21 protein-coding genes are annotated in these 19,136 nt (G+C 71.8%); 16 read left to right on the forward strand and 5 right to left on the reverse strand.

Annotated features, from left to right (window positions below):
- Positions 1-19 precede the first annotated feature (19 nt).
- Positions 20-646: a TetR/AcrR family transcriptional regulator C-terminal domain-containing protein gene (locus AB0I15_RS45835; protein ID WP_358111286.1), complete on the forward strand. Its 627-nt coding sequence runs from the start codon at positions 20-22 to the stop codon at positions 644-646.
- A gap of 45 nt (positions 647-691) precedes the next feature.
- Positions 692-2,428, forward strand: coding sequence for a DUF6528 family protein (locus AB0I15_RS45840; protein ID WP_358111289.1), 1,737 nt, complete (start codon positions 692-694; stop codon positions 2,426-2,428).
- Between the two features lie 115 nt (positions 2,429-2,543).
- Here AB0I15_RS45840 and AB0I15_RS45845 read toward each other — a convergent pair whose 3' ends face one another.
- Positions 2,544-2,993, reverse strand: a complete 450-nt coding sequence (locus AB0I15_RS45845; protein WP_358111292.1) for a MarR family transcriptional regulator — start codon at positions 2,991-2,993, stop codon at positions 2,544-2,546.
- 150 nt (positions 2,994-3,143) lie between these two features.
- On the opposite strand from AB0I15_RS45845, the gene AB0I15_RS45850 reads away from it, so the two are divergent.
- Together AB0I15_RS45850 and AB0I15_RS45855 are read left to right on the forward strand one after the other, a co-directional pair.
- The gene (locus AB0I15_RS45850) at positions 3,144-4,526 is read left to right on the forward strand and encodes an MFS transporter (RefSeq protein ID WP_358111295.1); all 1,383 of its coding nucleotides are present in this window, start codon (positions 3,144-3,146) and stop codon (positions 4,524-4,526) included.
- A 122-nt stretch (positions 4,527-4,648) separates the two neighbouring features.
- Positions 4,649-5,773, forward strand: a complete 1,125-nt coding sequence (locus AB0I15_RS45855) for an esterase-like activity of phytase family protein (RefSeq protein ID WP_358111298.1) — start codon at positions 4,649-4,651, stop codon at positions 5,771-5,773.
- A 172-nt stretch (positions 5,774-5,945) separates the two neighbouring features.
- On the opposite strand, the gene AB0I15_RS45860 is transcribed toward AB0I15_RS45855, so the two are convergent.
- Positions 5,946-6,602: a pyridoxamine 5'-phosphate oxidase family protein gene (locus AB0I15_RS45860; protein ID WP_358111301.1), complete on the reverse strand. Its 657-nt coding sequence runs from the start codon at positions 6,600-6,602 to the stop codon at positions 5,946-5,948.
- Between the two features lie 79 nt (positions 6,603-6,681).
- Between AB0I15_RS45860 and ppk2 the strand changes: the two genes are divergently transcribed.
- Entirely contained in the window at positions 6,682-7,464 is a 783-nt protein-coding gene (gene ppk2 / locus AB0I15_RS45865; protein WP_358111304.1) for a polyphosphate kinase 2, read from the forward strand.
- On the opposite strand, the gene AB0I15_RS45870 is transcribed toward ppk2, so the two are convergent.
- Positions 7,416-7,712 carry a BON domain-containing protein gene (locus AB0I15_RS45870; protein WP_358111307.1) on the reverse strand — a complete coding sequence of 99 codons (297 nt, stop codon included), beginning with the start codon at positions 7,710-7,712 and terminating at the stop codon, positions 7,416-7,418. The two genes, ppk2 and AB0I15_RS45870, sit on opposite strands and share 49 nt — an antisense overlap.
- 191 nt (positions 7,713-7,903) lie before the next feature.
- Between AB0I15_RS45870 and AB0I15_RS45875 the strand changes: the two genes are divergently transcribed.
- The 4 genes from AB0I15_RS45875 (at position 7,904) to AB0I15_RS45890 (ending at position 11,576) form a co-directional block, all read left to right on the forward strand.
- A complete protein-coding gene (locus AB0I15_RS45875; RefSeq protein ID WP_358111311.1) occupies positions 7,904-8,875 on the forward strand; it encodes a nitroreductase family protein in 972 nt (323 codons plus the stop codon).
- 107 nt (positions 8,876-8,982) lie between these two features.
- Positions 8,983-9,849 carry a hypothetical protein gene (locus AB0I15_RS45880; protein WP_358111315.1) on the forward strand — a complete coding sequence of 289 codons (867 nt, stop codon included), beginning with the start codon at positions 8,983-8,985 and terminating at the stop codon, positions 9,847-9,849.
- Between the two features lie 86 nt (positions 9,850-9,935).
- On the forward strand, positions 9,936-10,523 hold the full coding sequence (locus AB0I15_RS45885) for a TetR/AcrR family transcriptional regulator (protein ID WP_358111318.1): 588 nt from the start codon (positions 9,936-9,938) through the stop codon (positions 10,521-10,523).
- A gap of 156 nt (positions 10,524-10,679) precedes the next feature.
- Positions 10,680-11,576, forward strand: coding sequence for an ABC transporter permease (locus AB0I15_RS45890; RefSeq protein WP_358111322.1), 897 nt, complete (start codon positions 10,680-10,682; stop codon positions 11,574-11,576).
- Between the two features lie 18 nt (positions 11,577-11,594).
- Here AB0I15_RS45890 and AB0I15_RS45895 read toward each other — a convergent pair whose 3' ends face one another.
- Positions 11,595-12,167, reverse strand: coding sequence for a hypothetical protein (locus AB0I15_RS45895; protein ID WP_358111325.1), 573 nt, complete (start codon positions 12,165-12,167; stop codon positions 11,595-11,597).
- Positions 12,168-12,368: 201 nt separating this feature from the next.
- Positions 12,369-12,554 carry a hypothetical protein gene (locus AB0I15_RS45900; RefSeq protein WP_358111328.1) on the reverse strand — a complete coding sequence of 62 codons (186 nt, stop codon included), beginning with the start codon at positions 12,552-12,554 and terminating at the stop codon, positions 12,369-12,371.
- Positions 12,555-12,688: 134 nt separating this feature from the next.
- Between AB0I15_RS45900 and AB0I15_RS45905 the strand changes: the two genes are divergently transcribed.
- The 7 genes from AB0I15_RS45905 (at position 12,689) to AB0I15_RS45935 (ending at position 19,116) form a co-directional block, all read left to right on the forward strand.
- Complete coding sequence (locus tag AB0I15_RS45905; protein WP_358111331.1) at positions 12,689-13,156, forward strand: VOC family protein; 468 nt, start codon at positions 12,689-12,691, stop codon at positions 13,154-13,156.
- Between the two features lie 121 nt (positions 13,157-13,277).
- Complete coding sequence (locus AB0I15_RS45910) at positions 13,278-13,538, forward strand: hypothetical protein (protein WP_358111334.1); 261 nt, start codon at positions 13,278-13,280, stop codon at positions 13,536-13,538.
- Positions 13,539-13,671: 133 nt separating this feature from the next.
- Positions 13,672-14,532 (forward strand): hypothetical protein, encoded by an 861-nt coding sequence (locus AB0I15_RS45915; protein WP_358111337.1) that lies wholly within the window; start codon positions 13,672-13,674, stop codon positions 14,530-14,532.
- Position 14,533: 1 nt separating this feature from the next.
- The gene (locus AB0I15_RS45920; protein WP_358111340.1) at positions 14,534-16,324 is read left to right on the forward strand and encodes a peptidoglycan-binding protein; all 1,791 of its coding nucleotides are present in this window, start codon (positions 14,534-14,536) and stop codon (positions 16,322-16,324) included.
- Positions 16,317-16,994, forward strand: coding sequence for an ABC transporter ATP-binding protein (locus tag AB0I15_RS45925; protein ID WP_358111343.1), 678 nt, complete (start codon positions 16,317-16,319; stop codon positions 16,992-16,994). Before AB0I15_RS45920 ends, AB0I15_RS45925 begins: the two co-directional genes overlap by 8 nt.
- Positions 16,995-16,996: 2 nt before the next feature.
- On the forward strand, positions 16,997-18,175 hold the full coding sequence (locus tag AB0I15_RS45930) for an ABC transporter permease (RefSeq protein WP_358111345.1): 1,179 nt from the start codon (positions 16,997-16,999) through the stop codon (positions 18,173-18,175).
- 590 nt (positions 18,176-18,765) lie between these two features.
- Positions 18,766-19,116, forward strand: coding sequence for a YbaB/EbfC family nucleoid-associated protein (locus AB0I15_RS45935; RefSeq protein ID WP_358111348.1), 351 nt, complete (start codon positions 18,766-18,768; stop codon positions 19,114-19,116).
- Positions 19,117-19,136 lie beyond the last annotated feature (20 nt).

Raw genomic sequence — 19,136 nt, forward strand, 5'->3', positions numbered from 1 at the left:
GCTGTTAAGGTGTCGCGGGATGACGCAGAAGGGACTGGGCCGCGACACCGTCGTGCGCGCGGCGCTGGAGCTGCTCGACGAGACCGGCCTCGACGGCCTGACCATGCGCCGCCTCGCCGACCGCCTGGGCGTGCGGAACCCGGCGCTCTACTGGCATTTCCGCAACAAGCAGGAACTGCTCGACGAGATGACGCGCGAGCTGCTCGCCCCCGCCATGGGCGGCCCCGGCGAGGACGAGTCGTGGCGCGAGTGGCTGACCCGCCGCGCGCACCGCTACCGGTGGACGCTGCTCAGCCACCGCGACGGCGCGCGCCTGGTCAGCGGCGGCGACCCGGGGACGGTCGTCGCCCGCGACTTCGAGGAGGAGCTGCGGACCCTGACGAGGCTGGGGTTCACGCCCGCCCAGGGGCTGCACGCGATCGCCGCCATCAGCCACTACACGCTCGGGTTCGTCCTGAACGAGCAGGCCCGCCGCGAGCGCGCGGCCCGCGGCGAGGGCGCCGACCTGGCCCGGTACGTCGCGGAGTTCCCGCTCACGGTCGCGGGCGTCAGAGAGGGCGGCGCCCCCACGAGCGACGAGGCGTACGCCCACGGCCTGCGGCTCATCCTCGACGGCGTGGCCGCCTCTGGCCAGGGGACGGCCTGACCGGCGATCATGGTCATGGCCGAGTCGTCGTCCGGGGGAGGGAACATGCGGAAGCCGGCGATGGTCGCCGTTCTGCTGGTGGGCCTGGGATCACCGTCGGCGGAGGCCGCCGCGGCGCCGGGGGACCACTGGGTGGTGGGCGGTGACCAGGCGGGCAGGCGGCTGATCGCGTTCGACCCCGCGGTCACCGACTGGAACGACTCCGCCGCCGTGAAATGGACCTGGCAGCCGAGCGTCTCACCCGGCCGGTTCAGCGCTGACGAGGTCTCGGCGTTCGGGCTCATCGCCGACTTCAAGCTGCGCGAGCGGCCGTCGGGCGGGCAGAGCGTGGTCGTCGCGGCCGGGGGCGGCCGCGGTGTCGCGGCGATCGTGTCGTACCCGGCCGGTGTGCGGCAGTGGGCGCGGATCCTGCCGGGGAACCTGCACGCCGCCGAGCTGCTGCCCGACGGCAACATCGCGGTGGCCGCCTCCGACGGGGGCTGGGTCCGGGTGTACGCCTCCTCCCAGGGGCCGGACGCGGGCACGTACGCCGAGTTCGGGCTCACCGACGCGCACGCCGCCCTGTGGGACCCGGCCGTCAGGCGGCTGTGGGTGATCGGCCGGGACACCGAGTCCGGGCGGCACATCCTGACCGCGCTGGCCGTCGAGGGCACCCCGGCCCGGCCGTCGCTGCGCGAGGACACCGCGCGCCGGGCCGTCCTGCCGACGGGCGGTGGCCACGACGTGTACGGCCACGCCGGCGACCCCGGCCGGCTCTGGCTCACCACGGGCTCGGCCGCCTACCTGTACGACAAGGCCGCCAGGACCTTCACCGGCGTGCCCGGCGGAGGGAACCGGGGCGGCGTCAAGTCCATCGGCGGCCAGCCGTCCGGCCAGGTCGTCCAGACGCGGGCCGACTCGGCCAAGACGCCGCCGGGAGCGTGCACGGTCAGCACGTGGTGCACGGACACCGTCGACTTCTTCTCGCCGGCCATGACGCGCAGGCGCACCGGGGCGGCCTTCTACAAGGCGCGGGTGTGGAGCCCGTACTACGGGGTCGTGGACCGGCCGCTGCGCGGCACCGTGTGGGGCCGCGCGCGTGACTCGTCGGGGACGTGGGCGGCGGACCCGGCCCGGATCGACGGCAACGGCGCCATCTCCGCCGTGGCGGTGGCGGCGCTGCCGGACGGCGGGCTGCGGGTGCTGACCGTGGTGCCGGGGAGCGGGGTGTGGGACCGGGGCCGCAGCGCCTCGGGGGTGTGGGACGAGAGCGCCGTCAAGATCGACGACAACGGGTCCGTCACCGGCGTCTCGGCCGCGGCCCTGCCGGACGGCACCCTCCACGTGCAGACCGTGGTTCCGGGGGCGGGGGTGTGGAGCCGGGTGCGGAGTGCGGCGGGGGTGTGGGGTGCGGGTTCGGTGAAGATCGATGACAACGGGTCGGTGAGCGCGATCTCGGCGGCCGGTCTGCCGGACGGCACCCTCCACGTGCAGACCGTGGTCCCGGGGGCGGGGGTGTGGAACCGCGCCCGGAGCGCCGGTGGGGTGTGGGACGCCGGGTCGGTGCGGATCGACGCCAACGGGTCGGTGAGCGCGGTGTCGGCGGCCGGTCTGCCGGACGGGAGCCTGCGCGTGCAGAGCGTGGTGCCGGGGAGCGGGGTCTGGGACCGGGGCCGCGGCGCCACCGGTGCCTGGGACGCCGCCGCCGCGAAGATCGACGCCAACGGCAGCGTCCTGGCCGTCGCGGCGACGGCGCCCCGCGACGACGGCGTCCACCTCGTCACCCTGCCGGACATTTCGTGAGCGGCCGGGCATGTCGCGAACGGCACGACATGTCGTGAACGGGCGGCGGGCCTGTCACGCGCTGACGGCCGGGCTTGTCGCAAGCTGACGGCACCGCCCGGCCGCGCGTGAGCCGTCAGCGCCGCCGGGAGAGGGCGGCGAGCGCGCCGACCAGTGGTGCCAGCTCCGGCAGTTTCTCCGCCTGCCGCAGCGCGTCGGCCAGCGCGGCGTCGTGGACCGGCCGCGCCCGTTCGAGCACGGCCCGGCCCTCGACGGTGACCTCCGTGTAGATGCCCCGGCGGTCGTCGGGCGAGATGCACCGCTCCAGCAGCCCGCGCGCCTCCAGCCGGGTCACCAGCCGGGTGGTGGCCGAGCGGCTCAGCGCCAGGGCCCGGGACAGCTCGTTCATCCGCAGGCAGAAATCGTCCTGCCGGGAGAGCACGTCGAGCACGCTGTATTCGCTCACCGACAGGTCGTGCTCGCGCTGCAGCGCCCGTTCGAGGGCGTCCTCGATCTGTGCGTGCAGCGCCGCCAGCGTACGCCAGCCCTGCGCGCGGGCCTCGGCGTCCTCGTCGCCGATCTCCACGGCGGCACCCCCTCCTTGCGGACGACTGCTTGCGTAGGGCACTATGACGCCTACGCAACATGGCGCGTTTGCAACTATCGCGGACGCCCCTGATTGTGGACGCTCCTGATTGCGTGCGCTCCATATCAGACTATCGGAGGAGGACCTGACGTGGCTCTGCGTGAAGAACGGCGAGACGTGGTGCGCTGGCCCGCGCGGTCATGGATCGCGCTGCTCGTCTTCAGCGGCGTGATCCTGCTCGACGGGCTCGAGAACGCGATGATCGCTGTGGCGATCCCCGAGATCCAGCACGAGTACGGCATGACCGCCGCCACCGCCCAGTGGCTGGTCAGCGCCTATTTCCTGGGTTTCGGCGGTTTCCTGCTGCTGGGCGGCCGATGCGCGGACCTGTTCGGCCGGCGACGGGTGCTGGTGGCGGCCATGGTCGCGTTCGCGGGGCTGTCGCTGCTCGGGGTGCTCGCCCAGGATCCGGCCCTGCTGATCTGCTCGCGTTTCGTCAAGGGCATGGCGGCGGCCTTCACCGCGCCGGCCGCCATGTCGCTGCTGACGACGACCTTCCCCGAAGGCCCGCAGCGCAACAAGGCGTTCGGGATCTTCAACGTCTTCGAGGCGTCCGGATACTCCTCGGGACTGCTGGTGGGCGGCCTGCTCGCGGCGATGGACTGGCGGGCCACGTTCGTCTTCCCGATCCCGATCGCCGTCCTGGTGGTGGTGGGAGCGCTGCGCGTCCTGCCGCCGGACCCGCCGCGCACCGGGCGCCTGCGGCTCGACCTCGGCGGCGCCGTCACCCTGGTCACCGGGACGCTGGCGCTGGTCTTCACCGTCGTCTCCGCGGAGGAGGCGGGCTGGACGTCGCCACGCACGATCGGCGGATTCGTCGTGTCCGCGCTGCTGCTGGCCGCCTTCTACGTCATCGAGCGCTCGGTGTCCGAGCCGCTGATCCGCATGGGCATCTTCCGCAGCCGGAGCCTGGTGGCCGCCAACCTCAGCACCACGCTCCTGTACGCGGCCGCCATGGGCTTCCAGTTCCTGCTCGCCCTGTACCTGCAGACGATGAACGGCTGGCAGCCGTGGCAGATGGCGCTCGTCCTGCTGCCCGCGGGGCTGATGGTCGTCGTCCTGGGCCCCAGGCTCGGCGCGCTGATCGACCGGTTCGGCGTGAACAAGGTGGTCCTGGCCGGGCTCGTGGCCTTCCTGCCGGGTTACCTGCTGATGCTGCGCCTCGGCCCCGAGCCGGACGTGTGGACGGTCCTGGTGCCCGTGTCGCTGCTGTGGGGGCTCGGCTTCGCGCTCAGCATCTCCGCGCTCATGGTCGCCGGCACCGGCGGCGTCGCCGACCACGAGCAGGGCGTGGCCGCCGGCCTGCTCACCAGCTCGCTGCAGATCGGCGGCGCCCTCGGCATCGCGGTCGTCACGGCGGCGATCGCCCCCGGCACGCGCCTGGACCACCTCTCGCCGGGGATGATGGCCGTCCTCGTGTTCGCGGTCCTGGCGCTCCTGGCCCAGGTGGTGCGCAGAAAGAGTTTTTTCTGAAATGGTTTGCCCCTTTTGCAGTGCGGCGTGCGTTTATTTGTTCGTGGACTTCCCCGGCCGTTCGCGCTTTCATTTCCTCCGGCGTTTGACAGACGGAGGATCGAATGGCTCGTTCGCGCAGAATGATGGAAATCACCATCGCTTTCACCATGGTGGTGAGCCTGGCCCCGCCGGCCATGGCGGAGCCGCGGGGGGCGGTGCGGATCACGCGGTTCCTGGGGGAGCAGCGGGTGCCGTACATGGAGAGGTTCGAGGGCACCGCCGTCGGCGGCCTGTCCGGGATCGACCGCGACCCGCGCACCGGGACCTGGTACTTCATCTCCGACGACCGCTGGCGCTACAACCCCGCCCGCTTCTACACCGGCCGCCTGGACATCGACCGGCGAACGGGCACCTTCGGCGGGGTGCGGCTGACCGGGGTCACGACGCTGACCAGGCCGGACGGGACCCCGTACCCGGGGTACGGCAAGCCGGGGGCGGTCGATCCGGAGTCGATCAGGTTCGACCGGTGGAGCGGGCGGCTGCTGTGGGGAGACGAAGGGGACAGGCCCAGCGAATCCGCCCCGGACATTCCCGTTTCGCAGTCCATGGTGCGTGGAATGGACCTGCGTGGGCGGCAGGTGGGCGCATATCCGGTGCCGTCGAATTTGCGGCTCACCGACGGGGAGAGCGGGCCGCGGCGTAATTTCGGTTTCGAGGGGCTGGCGGTCTCCCAGCGTACGATCACCGCCGTGACCGAGGGGCCGCGCTACGAGGACGGGCCGTTGCCCACGGCGGCGCGCGGATCGGTGGCGCGGCTGACGGTGTGGAGCCGCGAGGGACGCACGGTCGGGCAGTACGCCTACCCGCTCGACGCGCTGCCCACCGCGCCGAAGCCGCCGACCGGCGCGTCCGACAGCGGGGTGTCGGAGATCCTGCCCATCGACGAGGGCCGCTACCTGGCACTCGAGCGGGCCTGGATCGAGGGCGTGAACTACCGGGTCAAGCTGTACGAGATCGACCTGCGCGGCGCCTCGAACATCCTGCGCCGCGACGCGCTCAGCCACGGCGGCCCCTACCGGCCGGTCACCAAGCGCCTGGTCTACGACCTCGGCACCTTCCGCCCGCCGGTGCAGAACCTGGAGAGCCTGGCCTGGGGGCCGCGCCTGGCCAGTGGTGAGTGCACGCTGGTGATCGGCTCCGACGACAACTTCGACGAGCGTGAGTCGACGCAGTTCATGGCCTTCGCCGCCACGGGCTGCCGCTGACGGACCCGCGGGCCGGGAGAAGGTGGCGCCTCCTGCCCTGGGCGAGCGTGGGTCACGGTCGCTCGGCCTGGGGCAGGCGGACCTGCCGCCCGGGCCCGCCCGGCGGCGGGTGCCGCGCCATCGCGCCCGGCATCATCCGGTTCGCGCCGGCGGCGCCGTCCACCGGTGCGGATCACATGCCGTGGATGCGGCGGCCGCTGATCTGCTGCGGCACGATGAGGATGTAGAGGTGCCGCTCGCCGCCCGCCCACGGGGTGACGCCGGCACCCGACACCCCCTCCACCTCCTCCGGCGGCACGTGGTGCGCCGGGCCCTGCACCAGCACGCTCCAGCCTTCCCGGTTGGCCTCGTCGATGCGGTCGATCTGGAAGGCGATCTTGATGTCGACGCCCTCCAGGCCCGAACGCAGATCCTGGTCCATGGCCCCGCCCGCGGTGGTGCGGAAGACGATGGCGCCGTTGTGCATGCGGTAGTTGACGGGCAGCACCGTCGGCCCGTACGGGCCGTTGAACGCCACCCGCCCGATCCCGCCCGGCTCGATCAGCCGCAGGCACTCGGCCTCGTCCAGCCTTTCGAGGGTGGGATTGGCCATGGCCGGGCCGTGCCCGGGCGGCCGGTCCCGGCCACCGCCCAGCAGGTCGTCCATCGTGGTGTCCAGGGCGTCGGCCAGCCGGTCCAGGGTGCCGGTGTCGGGGGTGTCGGCGTGCTCCTCGAGGTATTTCACATAGCCCGGCGACATGTCCGCGCGCGCGGCGACCTGCTCACGGGTCAGGCCGAGGCGCTCGCGATGGTGGATGATGCGACGACCGAGATCTCCGGTGCCTGTCATGATGACTTCTCCTCAGATGGATGGGCATGTCAGGACGCTACCCACACCGGCCGGGACGACCCCTGGAGGGACTGATCGCATGAGCGCCGACAGGATGAAGCGCAAGACGTACGAGCAGCGGCTCTTCCCGTTGCAGGCGGAGCTGGTGAAGCTGCAGGAATGGGTCAAGGCCGAGAGGCGCCGGGTGGTCGTGGTCTTCGAGGGCAGGGACGCGGCGGGCAAGGGGAGCACGATCAAACGGGTCACCGAATATCTCAACCCCCGCGTGGCCAGGATCGCCGCCCTGCCCGCGCCCACCGAGCGGGAACGGACCCAGTGGTACTTCCAGCGCTACATCGAGCACCTGCCCGCCGCCGGGCAGATCGTGCTGTTCGACCGGAGCTGGTACAACCGGGCCGGGGTCGAGCGGGTGATGGGGTTCTGCACGCAGGAGGAGCACACGAGGTTCCTGCACCAGTGCCCGATCTTCGAGCGGCTGCTGGTGGAGGACGGGATCCTGCTGCGCAAATACTGGTTCTCGGTCAGCGACGCCGAGCAGGAGCGGCGCTTCCGCGCCCGGCTGGCCGACCCGATGCGCCAGTGGAAGCTGTCGGACATGGACCTGGAGTCGATCACCCGGTGGAAGGAGTACTCCCGCGCCAAGGACGAGATGATGATCCACACCCACATCCCCGAGGCGCCCTGGTACGAGGTCGAGAGCGAGGACAAGCGGCGGGCCCGCATCAACATGATCTCGCACCTGCTGTCCACCATCCCCTACCGTGAGGTCGTCCGCCCGCCGCTGGAGATCCCCGACCGCCCGGCCCCCACCGGCTACCGCCGCCCGCCGCGCGTGGAGACCCTCATACCCGACGTGACCTGACCCGCGCCGGCGCGCCCGTCGTGCCGCCAGCGCAGTTCGTCGCGCACGGCCACCACGCCGTCGGTGTCCTCGGCCATGCGGACCGCCGCCACCGCGTCGGCGTGCTCTTGGACGACGCCCGACAGCGTGACCACGCCGCCGGCGACCGCGATGCCCACCCAGGCGGGTCCCGTGTGCGTCACGGCGGCCGGGATGCCCTCCATGACCCGTGCCCTGATGTCCTCGTCCGTCCCTGTCCGGTGATCCATGGCTCCTCCTTCGCCGCTCTCATCCCATCCCGGCGGCCGGGGCGGGCCGTAGGGGCGGAGGTCCCGAGGGGGACGGTCCTTGGGGCCGGCGCCTGGGGACCGAGGTCCTCGCGCGAAGGGGACCTTCGGCCCTGACCGGCCGCCGCCCGGGCGTGGTGGGCTGAGGGTGTTCCGATCAGGAGGTGGAGCCCATGAGCACCCGTACGGCGCGGGAAGCGATCGACGCGGCGCTGGAGGCGGCCCGGTGGGCGCCGTCCGTGCACAACACCCAGCCCTGGTCCTTCGCCGTGTCGCGGGAGGAGATCAGCCTGCGCGCCGACATGGAGCGCAGGCTGCGCGTCGGCGACGCGGCGGGCAGGGAGCTGCTGATCAGTTGCGGGGCGGCGCTGTTCAATCTGCGTACGGGCCTGCGCCGCGCGGGTTTCGAGCCCGTCGTCCGGGTGCTGCCCGACCCCGACCGGCCGTCGCTGGTGGCCACCGTGACCCTGGGGCCGGCGGTGGAGCCCGACGAGGACACCGTCGTGTTCGCAGGTGAGATCGAGCGGCGGCGTACGCACCGGGCCGGGTTCGCCGCGGCGTCGGTGCCGTGCCGGCTGGTCGAGAGGCTGGCCGGGGCGGCCTCGGGCGAGGGCGCCCGTCTCACCCCGGCAGGTCCGGAGACGGCGGCCGTGATCGCGGCGCTGACCCGGGCCGCGCAGGGCGTGCAGGCCGGGAACCGGCGTTTCAGCCTGGAGGTGATCCGGTGGGCGCGGCCCCCGGGCAGCGCCCGCGGCGACGGAGTCCCGGCCGGAGGGTATCCGCGGGCGGAGCCGCGTACCGAGCCGGCGTTCGCGCAGCGTGACTACGCCTGGCGGCACGACTGGGGCGGCCCGGCCGGCCAGGAGGACGCCACCGCGCCGGGCGTCGTGGCGCTGCTGACGACGCGGGAGGACGGCAGGCCGGAGTGGGTCGCGGCCGGGCAGGCGCTGCAGCGGGTGCTGCTGCTGGCCTCGGCGCACGGGGTCAGCGCCGCCTTCCACACGCAGGCGCTGGAGATGTTCCATCTGCGCGCGTTCGTGCGGCACGAGCTATGCTCGGGCCAGCATCCGCAGATGATCATGCGGCTCGGGATCACGCGGGAGGACAAGGACGCGGTCCGCCGTCCCCTCGCCGACCTCCTGTGAGCGCGACCGGAGGGAGGCGTGGTGAACGACGGGTCTTCCGCCGGAGGCGGGCTGGGTACTTCTCTCCTCGTCAGGCGTAACGCGATCGCCGTGGCCAGGAGGTCCGCATGAAAGCGTTCACCGAGCGAGCTCTGCCGCTGCTGGCCCTGCTGGGGCTGGCCGTGGCGGGCTGCGGGGGCACCGGTGACACCCGGGCGACGGCCACCGTCGCGCCCTCGTCCCCGCCCGGCTCGTCCGCCCCCACCACGAGCCCACCCCCAGACGAGACCCCAGACGAGACCCCCGCCGAGACCGCGGGCACCGCCACTGGCACCGCCACCCCGCCCGCGACCCGCCCGGCCGCCCCTCCGCAGAGGCTCGTCGGCGGCCGTTACCAGCCGCTGTGGCCGTTCTCGGGGCCGGAGGAGGTGGCGGTCTGGCAGCGCGCCTACCGGGCGAACGGCGACGACCGCTGGCATCTCGACGCCGGCCGGACCGCGGTCGCCTTCTCGCGCGACTTCCTGGGCTTCAGCGAGATCGACCGGGCCGTCAAGACCGTCCAGGACGGCGCGCACGCCCGGGTGCACGTCGGCTTCCGCGCCGAGGACGGCCCGAAACCGATGGTCGCCGCCGTGGTGCACCTCATGAGATACGGCACCGGCAAGGACGCCCCCTGGGAGGTCGTCGGCACCGACGACACCACGCTCACGCTGACCACGCCCGACTACGGCGCGAGGGTGGGCTCCCCGCTGACCGTCGGCGGGCGCATCACCGGCGTGGACGAGAGCATCAGGATCCAAGTACGCCGTCCGGGCTCGGCCACCCCGCTCGGAGAGCGCTGCTGCCTGCCCGCCGGAGGCGAGAAGTCCCCCTGGTCGGGCAAGGTCACCTTCACCGGCCGCCCCGCGGGCACGCTCACCGTCGTGGCCTCCACCGGCGGCCACGTCGCGACGGTGGAACGCTTCGCGGTCACCGGCGTGACCGTGACGGACTAGCATCACCGGTCGCGGGCACGATCGTGACGAACCAGCGTCATCGGCTGCGGGCACGACCGTGACGAACCAGTGCTGAGGGGACGGGGATGGGCAGGCCGCGCACGACCAGCGACGAGGCGATCCTCGAGGCCACCGCCCGCGCCATCGGCCGGCACGGGCCGCAGGGCCTCACGCTGGCCGCGGTCGCCCAGGAGGCCGGGCTGGCCCCGGCCACGCTGGTGCAGCGGTTCGGCTCGAAGCGAGGGCTGCTGCTCGCGTTCGCGGCCCACGCCACGCGGACGGCGGCCGAGCCGTTCCGCAGGGCCCGCCAGGAGCACGGCACACCGCTGGCGGCGCTGCGGGCCGCGCTCGTCCACCTGGCCGAGGGCGTGTCCACCCCCGAGGAGCTGGCCGGCAGCCTCGGCTTCCTGCAACTCGATCTGACCGACCCGGAGTTCCGCGCGAACGCCGCCGAGCACGCCCACCGCACCCGTGACGAGATCGCCGGCCTGCTCGCGGACGCGGTGGCGGCGGGCGAGCTGGCCGGCGACACCGAGCCCGGCCCGCTGGCCGGCGCCGTTCAGGTCGCCTACAACGGCACGCTCATCCTGTGGGCCCTGACCGGCGACGGCCCGCTCGCCGGCGCCATGGGCGACTCCCTCGACCAGACGCTGCGGCCGTACCTGGCCGTCTGAAACGGGCTGCCTGAAACGGGCCGTCTGAAACGCTCGACTCCGCGACGCTCCGGTTCGAAACTGGACCGGCACCCCCTGTGACGGGGGATGATCGGGAATCGGACGGCCATCGGTCACCGGACGGGCGCGTGGTGGCCGCGACGCATCGAGGTGCTCATGAGCCAAGTGGAAGATCCGGCGCCGCAGTCGCCGGAGTCTCTGTCGGAGCTGGCCCGCAGGCACGGGCTCCGCCCGGCCGTCGCGCGGCCCAGATTCGCCGACTATCTGCGTCAGCTTTGGGAGCGGCGGCACTTCGTGCTGACGTACGCGACCTCGCGCAACGTCTCGAGATACTCCGGCTCGGCGCTGGGGCAGCTCTGGCAGGTCATCACCCCGCTGCTGAACGCCGCGATCTACTACGTGATGTTCGGCCTCATCCTGGGCGGCAGCAAGAACATCCCCAACTACCCGGCCTTCCTGCTGACCGGGATGTTCGTGTTCACCTACACGCAGCGGACCGTCACGGCCGGGGCCAAGTCGATCTCCGGCAACCTGTCGCTGATCCGCGCCCTGCACTTCCCGCGCGCCTCGCTGCCGCTGGCGTACACGATCCAGGAGCTGCAGCAACTGGTCATCTCCATGGGCGTGCTGCTGGTCATCGTGGTGATCACCGGGGAGCCGCCCTCCTGGTTCTGGCTGATGATCCCGGTGGTGCTGCTGCTGCAGACCATGTTCAACATCGGGGCCGGGCTGATCCTGGCCCGGCTGGGCTCCTCGCTGCGCGATCTCAACCAGTTGCTGCCGTTCATCATGCGCACCTGGCTGTACGCCTCGGGCGTGTTCTTCGCCATCCACGACAAGGTGGTCAACAGCGCGGGCCTGCCCGAGTGGGTGGCCACCGCGATGTACCTGAATCCGGCGGCCTCCTACATCGAATGGATGCGTGACATTCTCATCCACGGGCACACCCCGCCGCAGATGGTGTGGCTGTCGTGCCTGTTCTGGGCGGTGTTCGCGCTCTGCGCCGGATTCTGGTACTTCTGGCGGGCCGAGGACCGCTACGGACGGGGCTGAGGGCCTCGTCCCGGGGGTTCAGCCTTTGGCGCGGGCGTCGAAGCGGGGATAGAAGTTTTCCCGCCTGCCGACCTTGACCAGGGTCTCCACGACCTTGCCCTTGAGGTCGACGACGCCGAAGCCGTCGCGTACGGGCAGGAGCAGGTGCTTCTCGTCGTACCAGCCGAACACGGGGAACCGGTTGGCCACCTTGATCCGGGTGACGGCCTTGCCGGTGGCGGTGTCCCAGACGCAGGCGGACGACTCCAGGGAGTGGCACGCGGTGAGGAAGCGGCGGCCCGACGGCGCGAACGTCCCGAGCCCGTGGCTGGCCGGGCGGCCGCGTACCTTCCAGGTGCGCTTGACGGCGCCCTTGAGGTCGTACTGGCGGATGGAGGATTTTCCGTTCTTGCCCCAGCGCACCACGACGCCCTTGCTGTCGTGCGTCCACTGGAAGCCGCCGACCGTGATCAGGGCCTTCTCGATGCGGACGAAGCGCGGCTTGAGCGAGGGCACGTCGATCAGCACGATGCCCTCGGAACGGGGCTCGGAGCCCGGCTCGAAGACGTTGACCAGCAGCGTCCGGCCGTCCGGCGACCAGGTGGGCCACATCGTGTTCAGGTACTGGCCCTCCCGCGTGGGGTCGGCTTCGACGGGCAGCTCGACCTCTGTCGTCTTGCCGGTCCTGCGGTCGAGGAAGCGGACCAGAGGCGCGCCCTCGCGGCGGTCGCCGACGAGGACGGCCTGCCGGCGCTCGTCGGGGGAGACGGTGGTCTCGCCGTCGACCTTGACGAACGCGCGCTTGGCCGGGTTTCAGGCCCGCCGCACCGAACCGGGCCGGCCGCGGAGGAAGCCCGCGTAGGAGGTGAGCTGGACCGGGCGACCGCCCATCTTGGCCACGACCTCGGCGTTGGTGCCGGGCAGTTCGCCCACGGGCGGTTGCGCGGGTGGTGCGGCGAGCACGGCCGTCAGGGCCAGTGCGGTTCCTAAGTACGGCATCGCGGTTCACTCCCCGTTTCTGATCGGTCAGCGATCCTACAAGATCGTGTACTGGGGATGAGGGAGGACGACGAAACGGTTGCACCCCTGAGAGACCGGGACGTACCCGGCCGCCGACCGAGGAGAACCACGCCATGAGCACGCCCCCAGCAGACCGTCCCGCCGTCCGCCAGCTCAGGCTCGTGGTGGAGGCGGAGGACTACGAGGCCGCCCTGGCCTTCTACCGTGACGTTCTGGGGCTGCCCGAGGAGGCGGCGTTCAGCAGCGGGGGCGGCGCGCGGGTGACGATCCTGGACGCGGGCCGGGCCACGCTGGAGATCGCCAACCCGGCGCAGAAGAAGATGATCGACGAGGTCGAGGTGGGCCGGCAGGTGGCGCCCAAGATCCGCGTCGCGTTCGAGGTGGACGACGCCCGCGACACCACCGAGCGGCTCGTCTCGGCGGGCGCGGACGAGGTCGCGCCGCCCACGGTCACGCCCTGGGAGTCGCTGAACGCCCGCCTCGACGCGCCCGCCGGGCTGCACATCACGGTCTTCCAGGAGCTGCGCACACCGGAGGAGCGCGCCGCGCTCGACGGCTTCGCCACGGACGCCGACCGCTGAGCCTCCGGCGGGGCTGGGCGGCCTGGGTCTGTCGGGCCAGTCGATCGGACGACAGATCGACGCCCGCATCACGACAGAAGCGGCATGCATTCTTGTAGCACTTCGATGGAAAGGAGAAACGTTGAAATTGTTACGCATCGCCGGGACGGTCGCCGTGGCCGCCGGGGCCGCTTTGATCCTGTCGCTATCGTCCGCCGCCCACGCCACCACGGCGTCCCCGACCACCGCATCGGCGGACAGCACCTGGAAATGGGTGCGCAGCTTCTCCACATTTGAAGTCTGCTCCGAAATCGGCGAGCACTACGTACGGTACGCCGAGGCGATCAGCTACCGATGCGACTGGGACGGCCGTCAATACCGGCTGCTGGTCGAGTATCCGTAACCTTCCCGTCCCGGCGTTCGTCGGGGGCCTCGGCGCGTTGTCGCGCCGGGGTTCCCTCGCTCGATCTCTCTGTCACGGGCTCTTCAGCCCACTTCAGGTTCCCTTCAGCATGCGCTCGTGACAGTGATGCCCCATGACCAACTCCCGAGTGCCGCTCGTGATCGCCACGGCCATTTTGGCGACTCTCACGGGCTGCGCCTCGTCTGACGGGAACGAGGCAGGCGCGACACCCTCCGCGGACCCCGCCAACCAGCAGCGCCAGACCCAGACCCAGCTCGCCACCTGCATGAAGGGCAAGGGGTTCGCCTACCACCCGATGGTGTCCATGCCGGAGCTGCCGGATGCCGTCAAGCAGGAGATGTCCGGCGACTATCCCGCAATGAAGAAATATCGCAGCAAGTACGGTTTCGGGTTCGCCGCCTCCATCGTCTACCCGAATGACGGGGTCGGCCGGATGGCCCGCCAGATGGGAGAGGACGACACCGACGACCCCAACGGCAAGGTCATCGCCGGGCTGTCGAAGCCGCAGCGGGAGGCGTACTTCGAGGCGATGGAAGCCTGCAATCTCGAGATGTTCAACAAGGCCACCGGCAAGAAGCACAAGTCGATGCAGGAGGTGGCCGAGGCCCAGGGCGAGATGTTGAAGCAGATCATCGGCCGCGAGATCGACGGCGATCCCAAGCTGGTGGAGCTGGCGAGCGCGTTCGCCGACTGCCTCAAGGGCAAGGGCTACCGGGTCACCTCGCAGCGCCCCTCTGACATCGCGCGCAGCACCGAGAGCTCGTTCATGACGGAGTTCGGCAGGCTCGGCAGGAAGCAGAACCCGACGGCGGACGAGGCGCGTCCCCTGTTGCGGCGCGAGATCAAGGCGGCCCTGGACGACCTGGAGTGCGGCAAGGAGTTCTACGCCGCCTACCGGCCCAAGGCGGACGAGGTCTACAAGCGCGCCGAGCTCCTCCCCGGCCTGGGCATGGCCGTCACGGTCAAGGGGTGACGTGGGCAGGTCAAGAGTGCTCGCCCTCGTCGTGGCGGGCGTGCTGGTGATCGCCGGAGTGGGCTGGGTGGTCGGCTCGCGGCTGCGTTCGCCGGCCGACGAGGCGTCCGCGCGCCGCCCGCCCAAGCCCTCCCTGGTCACGGCGCCGGCCGAGCGGCGCAAGCTCACCAGCACCGTCACGGTCAACGGCACGCTCACGTACGGCTCGCCGCTGCCGGTCACGCTCGCCGGCACGGTGGGCGGTTCGGGCGGCGGGGCAGGCGGTTCCGGCGGCGCGGGCGGCATGCCGCAGCGCGTCACGACGGCGCCCAAACCCGGCCCGATCCGTGAGGGCCAGGTGCTGATGCAGGTCAACGGGCGGCCGGTCTTCGCCATGGAGGGGAAGAAACCGATGTACCGACCGCTCATGCCGGGCACCGAGGGCGACGATGTCAAGCAGCTCCAGCGCGCGTTGCGGGTGAAGGTGACCGGCGTCTTCGACACGGCCACGGTGGCGGCGGTGAAACGCTGGTACGCCAAGCGCGGTTACCAGGCGCAGGAGCCCGACCTGGAGTCGCGCAAGACATTGCAGCAGTTGCGGCAGGCCGTACAGACAGCCAAGGAGACCCTGGCGGCCGACCGCAAGGCCCTGAACGAGGGGCTGGACGTGCGGCCGCTGCGGATCCGCCGCGACAACGCCCGCCGCGACCTGCGGTCCGCCGAGAAGGCGCTGGACGATGCCCGGGAGATCACGCCGGAGCAGGAGACCCAGCTTGCCGCGTTGCGGCGTGCCGTACGAGCCGCCGAAGAGCAGGTCGTCGCGGCCGAGCAGGCGTTGGCGGAGGCGAGGAAACCGGCTCCCACCCCGACCCCGACGTCGACCACGACCACGGCCACGGCCACGACGCCCGCGCCCACGTCCAGTGCGGTGGACACGAGCCTGCTGGAGATGAAGCTGGACAACGCCCGGCAGGATCTCCATGAGGCCCGGCAGGCGGTGGCCGCCTACGAAGAGCAGATCCGCGTCGAGCGGGACAAGCGGCTGGAGGAGCTGCGCAAGGCCGTGCGCACCGCGAAGGAGGCCGAGGCCACCGCCGCCCAGGCGCTCAGCCGGGCCAGGAAGGTCTCGCCGCTGCGGATGAAGGTCTCCCACAGCAAGACCAACCTGGCCGACGCCGGCACCATGCTGGCCGAGTACCGCAAGACGTACGGCTCGAGCGTGCCGGCCGGAGAGATCGTTTTCCTGCCGACCCTGCCCGCGCGCATCGACAAGACGGAGGTCAAGCCCGGCGACACCATCGAGGGCAAGGTCGCCACCGTGACCACCTCCGCCTTCGCGGTCACCGGGTCGGTCGACGCCAAGGAGGCCAAGCTGCTGCGCCCAGGCCAGGAGGCCGGCATGGAGACCACGGACGGCACTCAGCTTCCCGCCACGCTCACCGCGACCGGTGAGGATGCTCGCGTGGCCTCGGCGCAGAGCGAGGAAGACGAGGAGGACGACGGGTCGGACACCGGCTCGGTGCCCGTCCTGCTCACGCCCGATTCGGCCAAGGGGCTCAAGTCGATGGTCGGCTCGCCGATGACGGTGCGGATCTCGGTCGGTTCGACCGAGGGCGAGGTGCTGGCCGTGCCGGTGTCCGCCGTGGTCACCTCCGCCGACGGCCGGCCGCGGGTCCGGGTGGCCCTGGACGGTGACCGCGTCCGCGAGGTCGAGGTCCGTACCGGGCTCACCGCCGATGGGGACGTGGAGGTCACGCCACTGCGTGCGGGCGAGCTCAAGGAGGGCGACCGGGTCGTGGTGAGCGATGCCTGAGCCCGTCATCGAGCTGATCGCCGTCTCCCGCGAGTTCCCGGCGGACCCGCCGGTGCGCGCGCTGGCCGAAGTGGACCTGCGCGTCGACCCCGGCGACTACGTGGCCATCATCGGACCGTCCGGCTCCGGCAAGTCCACCCTCCTCAACATCCTGGGGCTGCTGGACCGGCCGACCTCCGGCTCCTACCGGCTGGACGGCGTCGAGACCACGACGTTGCGCGACGGCGCGCGGACCCGGCTGCGCGGCACCCGCATCGGCTTCGTCTTCCAGTCCTTCCACCTGCTGCCCCACCGGACGGTCGTGGAGAACGTGATGCTCGCCGAGGTGTACGGCCGGCATCCACGCGCCGGCCGGCGGGCACGCGCCGAGGAAGCGCTCGGACAGGTAGGCATGAGCCATCGCATCGGCTTCGTCCCCGACCGGCTGTCGGGCGGCGAGCGCCAGCGGGTGGCCATCGCCCGGGCGCTGATGGCCCGGCCCGCCCTGCTCCTGTGCGACGAGCCGACCGGCAACCTCGACAGCCGCAACACCGAGGCCATCCTCGACCTGTTCGACGGCCTGCGCGCCGACGGCCTCACCGTCTTGGTGATCACGCATGAGGACGAGGTGAGCGCCAGGGCCAAACGCCGGGTGCGCATCGGCGACGGCGTTCTCACCGAGCAGGGGTGAGCATGGATCTCCGTGACCTGTGGGCCGAGTCTCTCGCCGGGATGCTCGCCCGCCCGATCCGCTCTGCCCTGACCACCCTCGGCACCGTTCTGGGCATCACCACGCTGGTGGTCACCCTGGGTGTCGCGGCGACCGCGGGCAACCAGATCGTCGGCCGCTTCGACGAACTGCTGGCCACCAGCATCACCGTCGAGGTGCCGCGCGGTGGCCACGACCCCCTGGTCACCTGGGCGGCGGCCAAGGAACTGCTGCGCCTGCGCGGCGTGACGTCGGCGACGGCGCTGGCGCAGAGCGACGCGAGCTCCAACCTCGTCGTGACCGCCAACAACCTGCTCGACCCGACCCGGCTGGCCGGGCAGACCCTCGCGGTCGTCGCGGCCACACCCGACCTGCCGGCCACCACCCGCGGCCGGATGGTGGCCGGGCGGTTCTACGACACCGGCCACGTGGCCCGCCGCGACCGGGTGGTCGTGCTGGGGGAGCAGGCCGCCGAGATGCTCGGGATCACCAGCCTGGAGCACTCGCCGGCGGTGTTCATCAAGGACCGGGCCTACACGGTCATCGGCATCATCGGTGGCCTGCGGCGCGAGCAGATCCTGGCCGGCGCGGTGCTCGTCCCGCCTGCCCTGGGTCCCGACTTCGGCCTGAAGGACGTCACCCGCGTCCTGGTCGCCACCCAGTTGGGCGCCGCCGAGCTCATCGCCCGGCAGGCGCCGCTCGCGCTCAGCCCCGACCGCGGCGGGGAACTGCAGGTGATCGCCCCACCCAGCGCCAAGCGGGCGCGGGACGGCGCCCAGGACGACGTCAACGGCCTGTTCCTCGTCCTCGGCCTGGTCTCTCTGGTCGTCGGGGCGGTGGGCATCGCGAACGTCACCCTTGTCACGGTCATGGAGCGGATCGCCGAGATCGGCCTGCGCCGTGCGCTGGGCGCGGCCCGCCGGCACATCGCCGCCCAGTTCCTGCTGGAGTCCAGCCTGACCGGGCTGACCGGCGGGGTGATCGGGGCCAGCCTGGGGATGGTGGCCGTGGTCGCGGTGGCGGCCGTGCGTCAGTGGACCCCGGTCCTCGACGTACGGCTGGCGTTGGCCGCGCCGGTGGCGGGTGCGCTGGTGGGGCTCCTGGCGGGCCTGTATCCGGCGCTGCGTGCGGCTCGCATGGAACCGGTCGACGCCCTGCGATGACCGTCCTCGGGGGCCGGGTCTCGACCTGGCGGTGGACCTGCGGGGCGCGCGGGCTTGGCGCGGTGCCGGCCCAAGACAGGCCGAAAGGCAGACTGCGCTGCGGCCGGTTGGACGTGCCCGCCGACCGGGCACGCCCGCGTCGCGAGCGGATCACGCTCGGCCTGGCCATGCTGCCCGCCGTGGACCAGGGGGGCCGCACCCTCCTGGTCGACCTCGGCCGTCCCGCCCCGCAGATCGACGCTTTCCGTGCCGGCCGGGCGGCCTTGGCCGATCTGGCCCAGCAGTTCGACGTGGTCGTCTTCGATCCGCGCGGGTTCGGGTCACGGCGAACGCGTCCTTCATCGTCTCGCGCGCCTGGTTCGGCCTGGGGCCCCGATGGCCCAGCCCATCCCCATCTCTCCCGTCTCCCACCGCGTACGGGAGGTCGAAGGCGATAGAGGCGCGGGTGGGGTGGCGGTACGTAGTTGCCCGGCCGTTCGACTGCCGGGCCGGATCACTTCGACGAATCGTGAAATGGGGTGAAGGGTCGACTTTCCCCCATTACGGTGCGAAAAATGAACGCTGACCAGTTGCATGAATACGCGAACCAATTGCGTGACAATTTCTTGCGACTGCAGGATCAATCCCTGGAACTGCACCAACGCGCCCGAGCCTTGCAGGTCACCCACAGCTCGCCCGACGGCCTCGTCACCGCCACTGTGGGCGCCCGCGGTGACCTGATCCGGCTCGAGCTCGACCCCCGGGTCTCCCGCCTGCGGGACAGCGGCAGGATGGCCGACCTCATCACCGCCACCGTGCAGCAGGCCGCGGCGATGGCCCAGGAGGAGGTCGTGCGGATGTTCGCGCCCCTCGTCCCGCCGGAGCAGATGCGGGCCCACCTGGACGGCGACCTCGACAGCGTGCTGGGGCACCTGGACGACCGGCTGCGCGAGATCGGGTAGAGGATGGCCGAGCACGTACG

The organism is Nonomuraea sp. NPDC050643 (assembly GCF_040654715.1).
In the GTDB taxonomy this organism is placed as follows: Bacteria; Actinomycetota; Actinomycetes; order Streptosporangiales; family Streptosporangiaceae; genus Nonomuraea.

Coding starts and splice junctions, on each gene's coding strand:
- AB0I15_RS45925 (WP_358111343.1), top strand. CDS start 16,317: ATGCCTGAGCCCGTCATCGAGCTGATCGCCGTCTCCCGCGAGTTCCCG.
- AB0I15_RS45905 (WP_358111331.1), top strand. CDS start 12,689: ATGAGCACGCCCCCAGCAGACCGTCCCGCCGTCCGCCAGCTCAGGCTC.
- AB0I15_RS45840 (WP_358111289.1), top strand. CDS start 692: ATGCGGAAGCCGGCGATGGTCGCCGTTCTGCTGGTGGGCCTGGGATCA.
- AB0I15_RS45900 (WP_358111328.1), bottom strand. CDS start 12,554: ATGCCGTACTTAGGAACCGCACTGGCCCTGACGGCCGTGCTCGCCGCA.
- AB0I15_RS45880 (WP_358111315.1), top strand. CDS start 8,983: ATGAAAGCGTTCACCGAGCGAGCTCTGCCGCTGCTGGCCCTGCTGGGG.
- ppk2 (WP_358111304.1), top strand. CDS start 6,682: ATGAGCGCCGACAGGATGAAGCGCAAGACGTACGAGCAGCGGCTCTTC.
- AB0I15_RS45930 (WP_358111345.1), top strand. CDS start 16,997: ATGGATCTCCGTGACCTGTGGGCCGAGTCTCTCGCCGGGATGCTCGCC.
- AB0I15_RS45855 (WP_358111298.1), top strand. CDS start 4,649: ATGATGGAAATCACCATCGCTTTCACCATGGTGGTGAGCCTGGCCCCG.
- AB0I15_RS45835 (WP_358111286.1), top strand. CDS start 20: ATGACGCAGAAGGGACTGGGCCGCGACACCGTCGTGCGCGCGGCGCTG.
- AB0I15_RS45915 (WP_358111337.1), top strand. CDS start 13,672: ATGACCAACTCCCGAGTGCCGCTCGTGATCGCCACGGCCATTTTGGCG.
- AB0I15_RS45860 (WP_358111301.1), bottom strand. CDS start 6,602: ATGACAGGCACCGGAGATCTCGGTCGTCGCATCATCCACCATCGCGAG.
- AB0I15_RS45885 (WP_358111318.1), top strand. CDS start 9,936: ATGGGCAGGCCGCGCACGACCAGCGACGAGGCGATCCTCGAGGCCACC.
- AB0I15_RS45895 (WP_358111325.1), bottom strand. CDS start 12,167: ATGTGGCCCACCTGGTCGCCGGACGGCCGGACGCTGCTGGTCAACGTC.
- AB0I15_RS45870 (WP_358111307.1), bottom strand. CDS start 7,712: ATGGATCACCGGACAGGGACGGACGAGGACATCAGGGCACGGGTCATG.
- AB0I15_RS45890 (WP_358111322.1), top strand. CDS start 10,680: ATGAGCCAAGTGGAAGATCCGGCGCCGCAGTCGCCGGAGTCTCTGTCG.
- AB0I15_RS45875 (WP_358111311.1), top strand. CDS start 7,904: ATGAGCACCCGTACGGCGCGGGAAGCGATCGACGCGGCGCTGGAGGCG.